General features: G+C 36.5%; 10 protein-coding genes and 1 pseudogene. 6 read left to right on the top strand and 5 right to left on the bottom strand.

What is annotated here, in order from left to right:
- Nucleotides 1-128: 128 nt before the first annotated feature.
- Nucleotides 129-2,735 carry a hypothetical protein gene (locus tag ACFX5U_RS11895; protein ID WP_400260807.1) on the top strand — a complete coding sequence of 869 codons (2,607 nt, stop codon included), beginning with the start codon at nucleotides 129-131 and terminating at the stop codon, nucleotides 2,733-2,735.
- 193 nt (nucleotides 2,736-2,928) lie between these two features.
- On the opposite strand, the gene ACFX5U_RS11890 is transcribed toward ACFX5U_RS11895, so the two are convergent.
- Nucleotides 2,929-5,094 carry a S46 family peptidase gene (locus tag ACFX5U_RS11890; RefSeq protein WP_400260806.1) on the bottom strand — a complete coding sequence of 722 codons (2,166 nt, stop codon included), beginning with the start codon at nucleotides 5,092-5,094 and terminating at the stop codon, nucleotides 2,929-2,931.
- Between the two features lie 140 nt (nucleotides 5,095-5,234).
- Between ACFX5U_RS11890 and ACFX5U_RS11885 the strand changes: the two are divergent.
- Both ACFX5U_RS11885 and ACFX5U_RS11880 read left to right on the top strand, forming a co-directional pair.
- A pseudogene (locus ACFX5U_RS11885) lies at nucleotides 5,235-6,174 on the top strand (LysR substrate-binding domain-containing protein).
- Between the two features lie 32 nt (nucleotides 6,175-6,206).
- Entirely contained in the window at nucleotides 6,207-7,991 is a 1,785-nt protein-coding gene (locus tag ACFX5U_RS11880) for a chloride channel protein (protein WP_400260805.1), read from the top strand.
- Nucleotides 7,992-8,008: 17 nt separating this feature from the next.
- Here the strand turns inward: ACFX5U_RS11880 and ACFX5U_RS11875 are convergent, their stop codons facing one another.
- The gene (locus ACFX5U_RS11875; protein WP_038698696.1) at nucleotides 8,009-8,599 is read right to left on the bottom strand and encodes a riboflavin synthase; all 591 of its coding nucleotides are present in this window, start codon (nucleotides 8,597-8,599) and stop codon (nucleotides 8,009-8,011) included.
- Between the two features lie 727 nt (nucleotides 8,600-9,326).
- Here ACFX5U_RS11875 and ACFX5U_RS11870 point away from each other — a divergent pair.
- Nucleotides 9,327-10,919, top strand: coding sequence for a GLPGLI family protein (locus tag ACFX5U_RS11870; protein ID WP_400260804.1), 1,593 nt, complete (start codon nucleotides 9,327-9,329; stop codon nucleotides 10,917-10,919).
- A gap of 55 nt (nucleotides 10,920-10,974) precedes the next feature.
- On the opposite strand, the gene ychF is transcribed toward ACFX5U_RS11870, so the two are convergent.
- Entirely contained in the window at nucleotides 10,975-12,075 is a 1,101-nt protein-coding gene (gene ychF / locus ACFX5U_RS11865) for a redox-regulated ATPase YchF (RefSeq protein ID WP_038698692.1), read from the bottom strand.
- 70 nt (nucleotides 12,076-12,145) lie between these two features.
- On the opposite strand from ychF, the gene ACFX5U_RS11860 reads away from it, so the two are divergent.
- Both ACFX5U_RS11860 and ACFX5U_RS11855 read left to right on the top strand, forming a co-directional pair.
- On the top strand, nucleotides 12,146-12,487 hold the full coding sequence (locus ACFX5U_RS11860; RefSeq protein WP_051959903.1) for a Rieske (2Fe-2S) protein: 342 nt from the start codon (nucleotides 12,146-12,148) through the stop codon (nucleotides 12,485-12,487).
- A 185-nt stretch (nucleotides 12,488-12,672) separates the two neighbouring features.
- Entirely contained in the window at nucleotides 12,673-14,055 is a 1,383-nt protein-coding gene (locus ACFX5U_RS11855; RefSeq protein WP_400260803.1) for a M20/M25/M40 family metallo-hydrolase, read from the top strand.
- Nucleotides 14,056-14,443: 388 nt separating this feature from the next.
- On the opposite strand, the gene ACFX5U_RS11850 is transcribed toward ACFX5U_RS11855, so the two are convergent.
- Together ACFX5U_RS11850 and ACFX5U_RS11845 are read right to left on the bottom strand one after the other, a co-directional pair.
- Nucleotides 14,444-14,959: a DUF3347 domain-containing protein gene (locus ACFX5U_RS11850; RefSeq protein ID WP_400260802.1), complete on the bottom strand. Its 516-nt coding sequence runs from the start codon at nucleotides 14,957-14,959 to the stop codon at nucleotides 14,444-14,446.
- Complete coding sequence (locus ACFX5U_RS11845) at nucleotides 14,940-15,305, bottom strand: heavy-metal-associated domain-containing protein (protein WP_400260801.1); 366 nt, start codon at nucleotides 15,303-15,305, stop codon at nucleotides 14,940-14,942. The genes ACFX5U_RS11850 and ACFX5U_RS11845 overlap by 20 nt, the downstream gene beginning before the upstream one ends.
- Nucleotides 15,306-15,686: the final 381 nt, after the last annotated feature.

Genomic DNA, 15,686 nt, shown 5'->3' with positions numbered 1-15,686 from the left:
ATATTTCCAAAAGCCTGTTGTTGGATTAAAAATAGTCGTTGTTATGGTCTTCTATGGGAATTACATATATAACTGAATATTTTACTGTATTTTCGATTTAGAATTGATCTTGTATTAATTAATATCACATGAACCGTTGTAAATTTCAGCTGAAAAAGCAGGCATATTATATTGCTATTTCCTCTTTAATATCATTACCTGTAGTAACATTTGCGCAATCTCCGGAAAGATCAGAAGTGGATTCGGTTTTTACAGTGATCGATCCTACCTATAATCAGGTGAGCAAACTCCATCGCTTTTGGTTGGGAGATTCTTATCGGGAACTGTATAATACACCTGTTAAAATGCGGGTGATGAATCTTCAGAAAGAATTTGGAGGTCTTACCATTGTAAAATTAGGTGGCGGCATGCAGACGCAATCGTTAAGATTAAAAGATAACAGCGGTCGAGAATGGGTACTGCGTTCGATAAATAAGTTTCCGGAACGGAGCCTTCCAGAAAATTTAAGAAATACCATCGCTAAAGATATTGTACAGGATCAAATTTCGATTGCACACCCTTATGGTGCACTAACAGTACCAACATTTAATCGTGCTTTGCAAATACCGCATGTGAGCCCTTCTCTGGTATTTGTAGGGGATGATCCAGGATTAGGTGAATATCGTGAACTCTTTAAAAATAGAGCTTATATGTTCGAGCCTAGAGTGCCGTTAGAAGATGAGGATGCTAAGACCGATAATACACTCAAAGCACAACGGAAGCTGGAAGAGGATAATGATATTCAAGTAAATCAGCGATTGACTTTGCGTGCTCGACTATTGGATTTTATTTTGGGAGATTGGGATCGGCACGAGGATAATTGGCGCTGGGATGTGCAAAAGATTGAAGATAAAAAGATTTATGATCCTGTTCCTAGAGATCGGGATAAAGTTTATTACAAGACTTCGGGAGTATTCCCAATCTTATTATCAAAGCAATGGTTGAAAGCACATTTGCAACCTTTTGGAGATCATATCCGTCATATCGATCAATGGAATTTTAATGAAAGACACTTTGATCGTTATTTTTTAAATCAACTGGATAGAGAGGATTGGAAAGAGGAAATCAGCTATGTACAAAAGGTTGTTACAGATTCATTGATCGAAGTGGCGATAGCACAAATGCCTGACACGATAGTTCGATTGAGTGGAGAGCAATTGAAAGGCCACATTCGTGCAAGGAGAAACAACTTAATGGAGACAGCCTTGACGTATTATGCGAGTTTGGCTAAGAATGTCGATATAGGCACTTCAGCTAAAAATGAATTCTTCTATCTTAAATATAAGAAAGACGGTGCCATAGCGTTAGAAATTAGGAATAAGAAAAAAGACGGCTCAGTAGGTAGAAAATTGGTGAAAAGAACATTTTACCCGGATGAAACCAAAGAGTTGAGGATCTATGGGATTGCAGGGACTGACGTATATCAATTAGATGGGAATAATAAATCTCCAATAAAACTCAGGGTTATAGGTGGCAAAGGAACAGATACTTATCAAGTAGATTCCACGTTTGAAAATGGTAAACAGGTATATATCTACGATGATAATACTGACCAAAATATGTTTACGGGTACTACTTCTCTAAGATTGAAGTTATCGAATGATAGTTTGGTCCATCAATATGATCGTAATAGTTTCAAATATGATCGTACAGGGATTTTAGGTTCCTTACAATATGGGGTAGATAAAGGCCTTTTATTGGGAGCGGGCTATGTAATAGAGAAGCAAGGTTTTAGAAAAGAACCATATGCTTTTAAACAGGAGTTCTGGGGACATTATGCGACAGGGCGTCAATCCTTTAGTTTTAAGTATAATGCTGATTTTAAGTCGGTATTGAATAAAAATGATTTCTTGATCGAATTGGAATCCGATGGTCCAAAAAATCAGGAAAACTTCTTCGGCTTGGGAAATAACACGAAATATGAGCATCGTAAAAGTCGTGGTATTCAGTATTATCGAAATCGCTATGATATCGTTTATGCCAATTTTTTGTTAAAAAGGGACTTTGGTCAATATTGGAACTGGAAGACAGGGTCTTCTTCCGAGCTTATCTTCAGCGATGAGGGAGACAATAAAGGTCATTATTTTGAAAAGTACGCATCAGAGAATCCAAGTACACCAGTTTTTGGTAAATTTTTCTATACGGGAATTTTAGGCTCACTGCAATATGATAGCCGTGATCAAAAAGATAATGCAAAAGAAGGTATCTTTTGGTATAATTTAATCGAAGCAAAAACTCAATTGAAGACCTCAGATAACCAATATTTGAGAATAAAATCTATATTTAGCTTTTACAAAACTGATAAAGGAGACAGACTAACACTCGCCAATCGGACAGGTTTTGAAACATTGATTGGTAATCCTTTACTTTTTCAATATGCCCAATTGGGTGGGGAAAATAGTTTGCGAGGATTTAACTCAAAACGATTTTCCGGGAAAACAATGCTTTTCAACAATCTTGAATTACGACTTAAAGTGTTAAGTTTCGACTCTTATCTGGTTCCTGGTACGGTTGGCTTGATCGGTTTTCATGATATAGGTCGAGTTTGGATAGCAGATGAATCTTCCAGTCGCTGGCACAACGGATATGGCGGTGGATTCTATTTTATGCCAGCTGATCTTTTAGTAATTCAAGCTGTGGGCGGATTTTCTAATGAAGGGTTTCGGCCTTATCTAAGTTTAGGTCTTAGGTTTTAGCGTATAACCTAAACGTAAACAAATGGATTAGAAAAGAGATCGATTATACCTATCGATTTGTATGCTTTGGAAGATTAAATACATAAAAAATATGATCTCTAGAGCTAATATTAACCTTTCATATAGCCTTATAATAAAATAGGCTTATCGGTTGATTCGATAAGCCTATTCTATAAAAATCATGATTTATCTTCTATATACCCATTTCTTTTAATATAAATTGAGCATTGTCGATTTTGTCAGCTACCCATAGTACATAGCGGATATCTACACCAATAGAACGACTGTAGCTATCGTTCCATGCAAAATCATTGATAGTAGCGTCGTACGAACGGTCAAAATTAACACCTATCAATTCTCCATAGGCATTCATAATTGGAGAACCTGAATTGCCACCAGTGGTATCCATATTATATAGCATATTGACGGGGACATCATTCAATTCTTTTTTAACATAAGGACCAAAATTCTTCGCTTCCCAAGCTGTTTTAATCTCTGCAGGATATTCAAAGTCAGCTTCATCGAGATTTCCTTTTTGCAGAATACCAGCAACTGTTGTAAAAGGTTTCATGTAAGTCGCATCTACTGGAGAGTAACCTTTTATATTTCCGAATGTTAATCTTAATGTTGAATTTGCATCTGGGATAAAATTTTTGGTTTGATATTGTTCTTTAACGGCAACATAATCACCCATTAATTTGTTTAAAACACCATCTCTTCTTTTCTGCTCCGATGCAAATTGTTGGATGTCTAATTCCAGTGTAGATTGGAAATTGAGTAGTTCATCAGTATAAGCTAATAGCGTGCTGGGGCTGGATAGTAAACTGTCGTATACTTCAGCACTATTATTCAGCTTAGAAGCTTTAATCAAATCAGCACCATAAGCACCTATCAAATTATTATCTTGGAATTTTAAATTTTTAATGGTTTCAATCTGATTATTACCTTGGAAAGCATGAGCATCTGCCAGCATTTTTCCGAAAATACGTTGATCGGCATATAGACTGTAGCTTTCATAGATTCCCTTCAAAGCAGTTTTTAAGTTATTGATATTTTCCTTGAAAAATGCATTTTGCTTTTGCAGGTTACCTTGCTGTTGCATAGCTGCTTTAAAGGAGTTTATTTCTCTCGCTATACGCATCAAGCTTGTGCTTGTGTAAATGTTATTCATCCACATTTCCTTATATGCATCTTGATTGATTAGACTATATAGGTCATCAATATCATTCATTAAGGTGCCATATTTGGTTTTTAATACTGGTTTTTCATTAATAAATGCTCGTAGCGCTTGATCTTCCTTTTTCTTGGTATCGATTAAATCTATATTACGCAAACCCTTTAATTTGCCTTTATAATTTTTCAATACGTTCGCATTTCTTTTAATACGGGTAGCTAGGTACAATGCGGCATCATTATCTGTTTTACCAGCTTCAAACATGCGGTCATTTTGAAATTCGTATAAATGGGAAACATAGGGTAGGAGAAAGTTCTGCTGGTATTCAATATACTGGGCAGGACGGTGTCTGAATGTGCGTCCTGGATAACCTAAAATAAATACAAAATCATTCTCATTGACTCCCTTAGGATTTACCTTTAGAAATTTCTTTGGTTGATATGGGATATTATCTTTTGAGTATTTGGCAGAAGCACCATCTTTTCCGACATATGCACGTAAGAAAGAGTAATCTCCTGTATGTCTAGGCCATACCCAATTATCCGATTCGCCACCAAATTCACCGATATTTTGACGAGGGATATAAACTAATCTCACATCTTCTATGGTCTTGTAGCGAAACAGGACATATGTTTTGCCAATAAACATTTCCGATACCTCAGCTTTAATAGTCGGGTCTTGTTTCTGTGCTTGAGCAACGAGTTCTTGTTGTTTTTTCTTAATGGTATTTATTCTTTCAGAGGGGTCGGTTACATGGGCAACTGCAGCCAATATCTTGTCAGAAACATCTTCATAAGAATCTGTAATACGAATGGTTAGGCCTCTGGCTTCGATTTCTTGTTCATGAGATTGTGCGACGAAACCATTTTTTAAATAATTATTGATTGGCGTACTTGCTAATTGGACAGCAGAGAATGCACAATGATGATTGGTAATGATCAGACCTGTGGGTGACACGAATGAACCTGTGCAACCACTTACTTGCACCAACGCATCCACTAGACCAACTTTGCCAGGATTATATATGTCTTTCTCATTAATTTTTAGACCTGCGTTCTTTAATCCTGCTCTATTGAGTTCACTTAATGGGAACATACCTTCATCAGGCGATTTAGCATGTAGAGTAGGAGCAGTAGTTGCTAAAAGTAGGAGTAGACTCCATGACTTTGTATTCAATAACTTCATGTTTATTTATTTATATTAAGGAATAATTTATTCCCGATCCAAGTCCAAAGATAAAAAATATAAAGAACATCTGTTTAGCCTGAGAATCGACATTTGGTATGGAATATGTTTGTTACTTTTGTACAAATTAAATTGATAAGATGACTCTCATCCAGTTAGAATATATTGTTGCTGTCGATACATATCGTAATTTTGTAGCCGCTGCCGAAAAGTGTTTTGTAACACAACCAACCTTAAGTATGCAAATCCAAAAATTGGAGGAATCTATAGGTGCTAAGGTTTTTGACCGAAGTCGCCAACCTGTAGTGCCTACTGAAATTGGCAAAAAGATTATAGCTCAGGCGCGTATTATTCTTATTGAGAGTAAAAAGATAGCCGAAATAGTTCAAAATGAAAATGGAGAATTGGATGGAGAATTGCGAATAGGAGTTATTCCGACTATCGCACCCTATTTATTGCCTACTGTACTGACAAATTTTATGAATAAATTTCCTAAAATCCAGCTACAGATTTGGGAGTACACTACCGAGCGAATTATCCATGAGCTAAAAGTAGGAATTTTAGATTGTGGTATTTTGTCTACACCATTGCATGAACCTGGGATAATTGAAAAACCATTGTTCTATGAAAACTTTGTTGCCTACATTTCTGAGCAAAGTCCACTTTTTAATAAGAAGATGCTGAGCTCAGACGATATTGGAGACGATAAGTTATGGTTACTGAATGAAGGACATTGCATGCGTGGACAGGTACTCAATATTTGCCATCATAAGCATAATTATGATAATTCGGGGCGTTTTGAATATAATACCGGTAGTGTAGAGACACTTAAGAAAATGGTCGATATCAACTCGGGCATCACTATTCTACCTGAGTTGTCAATTGTCGATTATACGGAAGACCAGCTTAATCGAATACGTTATTTTAAATCCCCAGAAACCTGTGCGTGAGATTAGTTTGGTGACCACACAAAACTTTGTCAAAAAGAAAGCGATTGATGCATTATCACAAGAAATCATGGAAGCCATACCGGAGAAGTTCAAGACAAAGAAAAAAAAGGAAGTGTTAAGTTTTCAATAGTATCATAAATGAATTACAATACAATTAAGAGCATGCTCAATAATAAACTTAATGCACTTAACAATTGGCGGATGCATAAGATTTCGAATCGAAATTTCATCATTATATTGGCCTTTGTTGTTGGTATTATTGGCGGAGTAGCAGCTTCCGTGTTAAAAGCTTTGACACATTTTATCGCAAGTACGCTGCAAGATGATGTTGAGTGGCATTATAAATATTCGTTTTACCTATTTTTTCCTTTGCTAGGTATACTTTTAAGTGTTTTATACGTGAGAAAAGTATTGAAGGCAAAACATTTTGAACATGGTATTACACCTATCATATATGCCATATCCAGAAAATCGAGTTACCTCTCATTTCATAATATTTATTCCCAGATCATCACATCTGCTATGACCGTAGGATTTGGAGGGTCTTCTGGACTAGAGGCGCCAATTGCATTAAGTGGATCGGCAATAGGTTCTAATACGGGACGTTTTTTTGGATTACAGTATAAAGAGGTAACGATATTGTTGGCATGTGGGGCGGCAGCGGGTATTGCAGGAGCGTTCGATAGCCCATTAGCGGGTATGGTCTTTGCGATCGAGATTCTATTGCCAGAATTCTCCATTCCTGTACTGATTCCATTATTGATCTCGGCTGCCATGGCTTCCGTTGTAGCGCAATCATTATATAGCGAACCCTTATTCCATACATTTAGTACAGATTGGGAAGTATCAGCATTATTTTTCTATCTCTTGCTTGCCCTTTTAGTTGGGGGGTATTCGGTTTACTTTGCCAAAATAAGTAACATTGTTAAAAACTGGTTTGCTGCCATAAAGAATCCCTATAATAAAGTATGGGTAAGTGGTATTTCTCTAGGAGTTATGATTTTTATATTCCCAGCATTATATGGTGAGGGGTATATCGCTATTCAACAGATTTTAAATGGGCAGTTCAACGCTATTGTCAAAAACAGCTTGTTTGCTGAGTATCAGGATATCGGTTTGGTGATACTGGCATATTCGGTATTAACACTTTTTGCAAAATCTTTTGCTGCTTTATTTACATTGAATGGAGGTGGTAACGGAGGAGTATTCGGCCCAAGCTTAGTAATGGGAGGCTTGTTGGGTTTTGCTTTTGCTTATGGGATAAACCTTACCGGTATAACAGAGTTAAATGTTCCAAATTTTGTGGTGGTTGGTATGGCTGGCGCCTTGAGTGGTATCATGCACGCACCATTGACAGGTGTATTTTTAATTGCAGAGATTACAGGTGGTTACGGACTGATGGTACCGTTAATGTTGGTGACATCGATATCTTATCTCATCAACAGATCGATTCAGAAATATTCGATATACACCAAAGTTTTAGCAGATTCGGGAGATTTGCTATCATATGAAGATAAGGATAGGTCTGTACTGAGTATGATGAAGATCAGGTATGTCTTAGAAACTAATTTTGTTATATTGAGGCCCGATGAGACACCAAAAATGCGGCAATCTGATATTATACATAGCAAGCGTAATATCTTTCCGATAGTTACTGAAAAAGGGAAGTTATTAGGCATATTGTATAGCGAACGTTTATTTGCCATTTTATTGGGAGAGCAGGAGGGTATTGAAGAACCTTTTAGCAAATTGGCCGAAATACCCAGCGATATTGTCAAAATCCATGAAGAGGATATGGAATCTGTGATGTTGAAGATGAAGAAGGATGATGTTTGGATATTACCAGTTATCGATAAGGATGATAATTATCTAGGTTTCGTTTCGAAATCTAGTGTATTTAATAAGTATCGAGCACTATTGATGCGGCAAGGTAATTATCTGGAATAGTATTTATGGCTTTGAGATTACCCTCTCAAAGCCATAATTTTTGAAACATACTTTCCAATGATATCAAACTCCAAGTTTATTTTAGTACCTACTTCTACATGTTTAAGATTAGTATGTTCTATGGTATAGGGGATGATTGCAACAGAAAATTCGTCTATTTTTGAATTCACAACCGTAAGACTGATGCCATTGACCGTTATAGAGCCTTTCTCCACAGTGATGTTTTGAAGGGCAGGGTCGTATTGAAAAGTAAATAGGAAGCTGCCATCCAGATCTTGCTTACTTATGCAGGTTGCCACCTGATCAACATGTCCTTGTACGATATGTCCGTCGAAACGACCATTCGCCTGTGTACAACGTTCAATATTCACGACATCCCCAATTTTTAAGTCATTAAGATTTGTTTTTTGGAGCGTTTCATCAATCGCGGTTACTTGATGTACCTGATTTTCTATACCGACAACTGTTAAGCAGATGCCATTATGAGCGACACTTTGATCTATTTTTAATTCATTAGCGAGATTACTCTCAATAAATAAATGAATATTTGAATCTTCTTTGGTGATGTTTTTAACCTTTCCTAAGGTTTCAATGATTCCTGTAAACATGCTATTTTTAATTTTATCCAAAGATAAAGATAAAATAGAGATATAAAAACAGTTAGAATCATTCTAAATTGTAAATATTTAGCTATATTTTTGAATTAGTTTAAAATAAAGGAGTAGAAAAGTTGCATTGGTGTTGTGTATACACTATCTTTGCGGCATCATAATTTAGGTTTATAATTGGTTATAAAGGTTTTCATTCTCCCCGTTTGAAAACCTTTTTTGTTTTATAACGATAAAATTTATCCCCCAAGTCTTTAGGACTTCACTCTTTTGATTTTCCTCTCAACTTTTTAATAAAGAAGAATTTTTAAAATAATTTGCAATAGTGTAATTAATACACTATCTTTGTGGTATCATAATTTAGGTTTATAATTGGTTTAAAAGGTTTTCATTCTCCCCGTTTGAAAACCTTTTTTTATTATAAAACAATAAATAAACGCAGTTTCTCATCTCTATTTCTCAATAATTTTTTCACGATTCCTTTATTGGGTTTGCAAGAATAATAAATATATTTTACCTTTGGATAGGTTTAGGTTGATTACCTCATTCACGAGGTACTTTAAAGCCTGAGAAATCGCTCGATTCTCTCAGGCTTTTCTTATTTTTAGGCATATTATCAATCCTTTTTTTATTTTTGGAGATTAATCATTTATTCCATACTATGCGTTTATTATCTCTCTTTCTTTCGCTTATTTTATCGCAGTCATTATTTGCCCAAAAAGGCATTATGGTTGAATATCAAAGATCCAATAATGATAAAATTATTGAAAGCCAAGATCCCACTTTGGTTTATGCGGATGCTGACCAAACAACTATTACAAGTCGTAACATATTAAACGGCGAAGCGAAGACTCCATATGAGATTTTTGTTATCAAAAGACCTTCGAATGCCTATTTTAAATTGACACAGATCAATGCGAAGCAGCAGATAGCGACGATTGACTCCAATGCAATTAATAAGCAGCAATTGGAACTTACCAAGGAAACAAAAAAAATATTAGGGTATACGTGTTTTAAAGCAAAAACAACTGTAAATTCGAACAGTATCGAGATTTGGTATACGACAGAGCTCAACGTAAAAGGCGGACCTACCGATTTGGGTCAAGACCTCGGCTTTGTGCTTGAAGTGATCCGTAATGGAAATTCGAAGATTACTGCAAGTAAAATAGAACAATTGAAATCTTTACCAAAAACACTGGCATTACCTGCCTCATTACAGTATGTAGATGATCTTACTTATAAGGATGTTCTGTGGAAAAGTAGGTTTGTACAAGTTCCGGTATTCGATAAAGAGAAAATCAGTTTTTCTGATGATAGTAAATCTGACAGTATTCTACGCTTTGCAAATGGTACTGTAATTGTCAAAAAGGTGAAATTTCCAAAAATTGGAGCAGGGCAGACGGTTTTCGTACAGTTGACAGAACAGTCAAAAGGAGATGCCTATGACCGCACCGGATCTGTCTTCATTATTCCTCAGGATCAAGATCTTTCTTTCTTAGATGGCATGCAAAAGGGTATGGATACGCTACCACTATATGATAATGGAAATGGTAAGAAATATCAAGGTGTCATTCGAACCTCAAATTATACTCCAATTCTAGAATTGATGCGTTTTTTTACACCATTTGGTGTTAGCCAGTTCAACTATTTGAAATTGAAAGGTAAAACTTGGCAAGACTCCGTGATGTATAGACAGGACATCAGTGAACTTGCAGGCGCTTTGAGCGACCAAGAAGTCTATATCGGCGCGTTTATTGGTAATTATGATAAAAATGGGCATGAAGTGAGTCTTGAAATAACGGTTCATCCTGGATTTGATAAAAAGCAGTCTTTCAAAAAACTATTACCTATTTTCAATAGCACAAATGTGATGGAAATGGGTGGTCAGGAGTATGGCACCATGTTCGATAACGAACAAGGCTTATCGGTTACTTTTGAATTAAAGGAAGATGCAGCAAATGTACAATTGCGCTATACAACAACAGGTCACGGAGGCTGGGGAAATGGAGATGAGTTCGTCCCGAAGACCAATAGCCTTTATTTGAATGGAGCACCTTTGTTCAGTTATACACCTTGGCGTAATGATTGTGGATCTTACCGTTTGAGTAATCCAGCTTCTGGCAATTTCTCCAATGGATTATCCTCATCGGACCTGAGTCGTTCAAATTGGTGTCCCGGAACCGTCACTTATCCGATATTTATCGATATAGGGACATTAAAAGCAGGAAAACATACCATTCGTGTACAGATTCCTCAAGGAGCAAGCGAGGGTACAAGTTTCAGTAGCTGGAATGTAGCTGGGGTATTGCTATATGACTAAAACAGAAGGGGCTGAAAATATATATTTTCAGCCCCTTTTGCTTCATGTTTATCAATTATACGTTGAATCTAAAATGCATAATATCGCCATCTTCAACAATATATGTCTTTCCTTCTACAGATAATTTACCAGCTTCTTTACAAGCGGCTTCAGAACCTAATTCTACGAAATCATTATACTTGATAACCTCTGCACGGATAAATCCTTTTTCAAAGTCAGTGTGAATCACACCAGCTGCTTGAGGAGCAGTGAATCCCTTTTCGATCGTCCAAGCGCGCACTTCTTGTACGCCAGCTGTAAAGTAAGTCGCTAAGTCTAAAAGTGAATAAGCAGCAACGATTAACTTAGATACACCAGACTCTTTCAAACCTAAGTCATCCAAGAACATTTGACGCTCTTCAAAACTTTCTAACTGTGCTATTTCTGATTCGATTTGAGCAGAAATAATCAATACCTGCGCATTTTCATTTTTAACAGCTTCTTTTACTTGGTCTACATAAGCATTTCCCGTATTAACAGAAGCTTCATCGACATTACATACATATAGTACAGGCTTAGCAGTCAATAAAGCTAAATCTTGAATAAATTCAAAATCATCCTCTGTGATTGCGGCAGTACGAGCAGATTGACCTGCTTCTAAATGGTCTTTGACAACAGATAGGATTTCATAGGTGCGTTTAGCATCCTTGTCTCCCCCCGTTTTAGCCATTTTTTCTACTTTTTGAATACGTTTTACAACGGTATCCAAATCTTTTAATTGTAACTCCGTGTCAATGATTTCTTTATCACGGATTGGATCAACAGATCCATCAACGTGAATAACATTACCATCATCAAAACAACGTAAAACGTGAATAATAGCGTTTGTTGTACGAATATTTCCTAAAAATTGATTACCAAGACCTTCACCTTTTGAAGCTCCCTTTACTAAACCAGCAATATCAACAATCTCAATTGTATTTGGAACAATTTTTTGAGGGTTAACCAATTCTGCTAATTTATTAAGACGGGCATCAGGAACAGTGATTACCCCAACATTTGGTTCAATAGTACAAAATGGAAAGTTTGCCGCTTGTGCTTTAGCGTTAGACAAACAGTTAAATAGTGTTGATTTACCTACGTTAGGTAATCCAACGATACCGCATTGTAAAGCCATAAAATATGCTAGATTTTTGAATTTACGCAAAGATAAAAAATAAGTCGAAACTTTCTATGTATCTTTAATTATGTTGCAATGGTATAAGGTAGATAAGACGAGTTTTTATGAGCGAAATCAGATTTATGAGGTCGAGGCGGGCCGAATACGTGTTTGTATAGTACAATATGAACAAGGTTGGAAAGCATTTTCAAGGAAATGCCCCCATGCTGGCGCTTCATTTGTAACAGGATGGTGCGAAGGCGAGGAGCTTGTCTGTTCTTATCACCGACATCGATTCAATTTGAATACGGGTAAAGGTTGCCCAGGTCAAGGAGATTTTATTACGATATATCCCACAAAGGTAGAAAATGATGATCTTTATGTTGGTATTGAAAAATCCAACTCTTTTTTTGGTAAATGGTTTCAATGAGGTACAAATCCATGAAAGAATAGGCGCGAAAACAAGTTAGAGGTGTGTATATTTCTACTTATTTATCGTGAGATTGATTGTTATATGCTGAAAAATATGCTTAAGTTTAGCCCTCTCAATCTAACTATTAATGGCGTACCCATATCCTATGAATAAGGATAGTTTTGTCAACAACTAAGAAAAAAATGAAAAGAACCGTTCTATTTGCTCTACTTTCAATTTTCACCTCTAAAACTGCGGTTTTTGGTCAGCAAGATTCCATCATGATGGATAGAATCTATTATGAATCATTCTATCATGGGCAAGCTTTTGATAATTTGCGTTATCTGACGAAAGAAATTGGTCATCGTATAGCAGGATCTGCTAATGCCGACAAAGCTGTGAGCTGGTCTGAAAGTTTGATGGAAAGGATGGATTTTGACCGGGTTTATCTACAAGATGTAAATCTCCCTTATTGGGATAGGGGCCCTAAAGAGAAGGCATATATCGTCGATACAAAAGAACCTTTACAGATATTGGCGCTTGGAGGTTCCGTTTCCACTCCGGTGAATGGATTAGTTGCAGAAGTGATTGAAGTCGAACTATTGAGTGATCTAAAGAAGTACGGCGAGCAGGTAAGGGGTAAGATTGTCTTTGTTAATAAGCCATGGGATGAATCTATTGTAGAGACTGGTGTGGCCTATGGGTTAAATTCTAGCCAACGTAGCCGGGGACCATCCGAAGCTGCAAAGCTCGGTGCTGTAGCTTATCTATTTCGCTCATTATCTTCGTCATCAACAGATGATTATCCACATACAGGAGGTACAGGGTATGTAAAAGGCATTGATAGCATTCCAGCGATGGCGATATCCGCAGCCTCTGCTATTAAATTAGGCGAAACTTTAAAGGATAATCCCCATGCTCAGGTTTATTTAGAACAACATGCAGCATGGAAAGGGATTGTACATACGCATAATGTTATTGCAGAATGGAAGGGTAGCAAATTTCCCGACAAAATTATAACTATCGGGGGGCATATTGATTCATGGGATGTCGGAGAGGGTGCGCATGATAATGGTACCGGAACGATGGGTACACTGGATGCTATACGCACCTTGATGGCTTTAGGTTATCAACCTAAGCATACGATTCGATTGGTATTCTATATGAATGAGGAGAATGGTGTCCACGGAGCCTCTGCATATGGGCAAGTGGCTAAGGACAATAAAGAAAAGATTATCGCTGGTATTGAAAGTGATGCGGGTGGTTTTGCACCACGAGGATTTGATATCAAAGCATCAGCCGAACGTGTTACTTGGATCCAACAACATTGGAAGCCATTATTTGAACAGAAGTTTTGGGTATCGCGTTTCTTGCAGGGTAGCCCTGGTGTAGATTCGGGTGTATGGGGCCAGCATTTTCCCAATACCGTAATGTTCAATTTCAGACCAGACCCACATCGCTATTTTGACTTGCATCATACGGCAAAGGATGTTTTTGAAACCGTAGATAAGCGGGAGTTACAATCAGGAGTCGCCGCAATAGCTTCTTTATTGTATCTGGTTGATCAACAGATTGATCAGTTTTAATGGTGAATCATAATTTTGGACGTTTAATTAGTGCAGGTTTATTATTCACGAAATTAACGCTGTTTGCAGGATTTAAAGGCAAACTTTAGTGCCGATATTGTATTATACCAGAATTTTTTACAGATGTTTATGTAAATCAAAAGGGCCTAATTTTCATTAGACCCTTTATCTTGGCGTTCAACTGTACAGTAATTTTTTTTGTTTCTTATCGTTTCCTCTTTTTTGTTTCTTATCCATTGTTTTTAAAGACATTTGGATATTTTACCGTACTACGTCATTTATTGTTTAACTTTCTTAGGAAAGTATTTGTTATCGTTTTCTATTATAAGAACATCTGTCGTTCGAAAAAGTTTAGAAAAATTTATATTATTTTGAACCGAAACAAATATTAGTCTAAAGTTTCTATTGTCTCACCACAAGTAAGCATACTAGAGCCAAAGTATGGGTTCTTGATGTTAAGCTCTTTACTCAACCAATGTCCACCTTTTCCCGAATTGTACATCGGGCAATGCTGATAAAATACTGGACTACTTAGGTCGGCTACCATTGCCAATTCGTAGGTATATTTAGATAGATCTAAGAAGCTATCTCGCTGCCTTGATATAGATTTCGTTTTGGAAATACTTTCTACACTTTCGGTTAAGTTCTGGCGTACTTTCATCCAAGTGGAATGTTCATTGGTTGCGAGCTTATCCATATCTATCGCTTTGATGACTACCATCAGTTCAGTAGCCTGTACAGCTGCAGACTTTCCATCAGTTTTTACCAAAGCATCTTTAATAGCAAAATAACCATTTATTACAGTTTGCAATTGTGTTTTGATTTGAGTAACATCAGTCTTACCAACATGCTTGTGCACTTGTTTATTGCTATCCAGATTATTGTCAGATATGTTGGTATCCAAGGTTGGTTTCTCTGGTGTATTGACAACATTCCGGAAGCTGGTTGTATATATCTTCTGGAGCCAAAAAGTCTTGATTGTCATAACCTACCGATGCAATACGCTTTAAGATTTCACCACGTGATGTTTTTACAGTATCATATTTTAGGATCGCTTGTTTTGTATCTGTATTCCATTCTACTTTTGCGACATTACTGATATTTCCTGCTTTTTCTATGGTTGATTTGCACATATCACAAGCTCCATTGATTTTTACAGTTTCCATTTTTAAATTTTCCGATTGCGCATAGGTATTTGCAGCAGATAGCAATAGCGTAATTGCTAACCATATTTTTGATATTGATTTCATGATGATTTTTTTAATTTAAAATAATATAAATAGGATTTTCAAAAGCAATTTTAATGCTTTTGAAAGGACATACTTTGGGCATGAGTGCCACTATTTAACCTATTTTGGGAGGCAACCAGATGGGAGAAAATTCTGAAGAATAATAATTCTGTTTGAATCCAAATTTATGTTCAATAGCAAAAAAATATTCCTTATGACTGACGTCCACAGGGGTTGTTAAGCTTAATGAACAAACAGATGATAGACACCTACATAAATGATCACATTTATGATCGTTACAATTATCGTGATGTTTTTTCTTATTAGAATCTGTTGGGCAACAATCGTTATCTTTTATATTCTTATGTCGCGGATTTGAAGAATGGGTTGTCTTTTTAAAAT

This window comes from Sphingobacterium sp. SG20118, assembly GCF_044740685.1.
Taxonomy (GTDB): domain Bacteria; phylum Bacteroidota; class Bacteroidia; order Sphingobacteriales; family Sphingobacteriaceae; genus Sphingobacterium.
This window is presented reverse-complemented; position numbering and strand designations above follow the sequence as displayed.

What these genes read in the sequence shown, in the direction of transcription:
- ACFX5U_RS11895 (WP_400260807.1), top strand. Translation starts at nt 129, where the DNA reads ATGAACCGTTGTAAATTTCAGCTGAAAAAGCAGGCATATTATATTGCT.
- ACFX5U_RS11890 (WP_400260806.1), bottom strand. Translation starts at nt 5,094, where the DNA reads ATGAAGTTATTGAATACAAAGTCATGGAGTCTACTCCTACTTTTAGCA.
- ACFX5U_RS11880 (WP_400260805.1), top strand. Translation starts at nt 6,207, where the DNA reads ATGCTCAATAATAAACTTAATGCACTTAACAATTGGCGGATGCATAAG.
- ACFX5U_RS11875 (WP_038698696.1), bottom strand. Translation starts at nt 8,599, where the DNA reads ATGTTTACAGGAATCATTGAAACCTTAGGAAAGGTTAAAAACATCACC.
- ACFX5U_RS11870 (WP_400260804.1), top strand. Translation starts at nt 9,327, where the DNA reads ATGGTTGAATATCAAAGATCCAATAATGATAAAATTATTGAAAGCCAA.
- ychF (WP_038698692.1), bottom strand. Translation starts at nt 12,075, where the DNA reads ATGGCTTTACAATGCGGTATCGTTGGATTACCTAACGTAGGTAAATCA.
- ACFX5U_RS11860 (WP_051959903.1), top strand. Translation starts at nt 12,146, where the DNA reads ATGTTGCAATGGTATAAGGTAGATAAGACGAGTTTTTATGAGCGAAAT.
- ACFX5U_RS11855 (WP_400260803.1), top strand. Translation starts at nt 12,673, where the DNA reads ATGAAAAGAACCGTTCTATTTGCTCTACTTTCAATTTTCACCTCTAAA.
- ACFX5U_RS11845 (WP_400260801.1), bottom strand. Translation starts at nt 15,305, where the DNA reads ATGAAATCAATATCAAAAATATGGTTAGCAATTACGCTATTGCTATCT.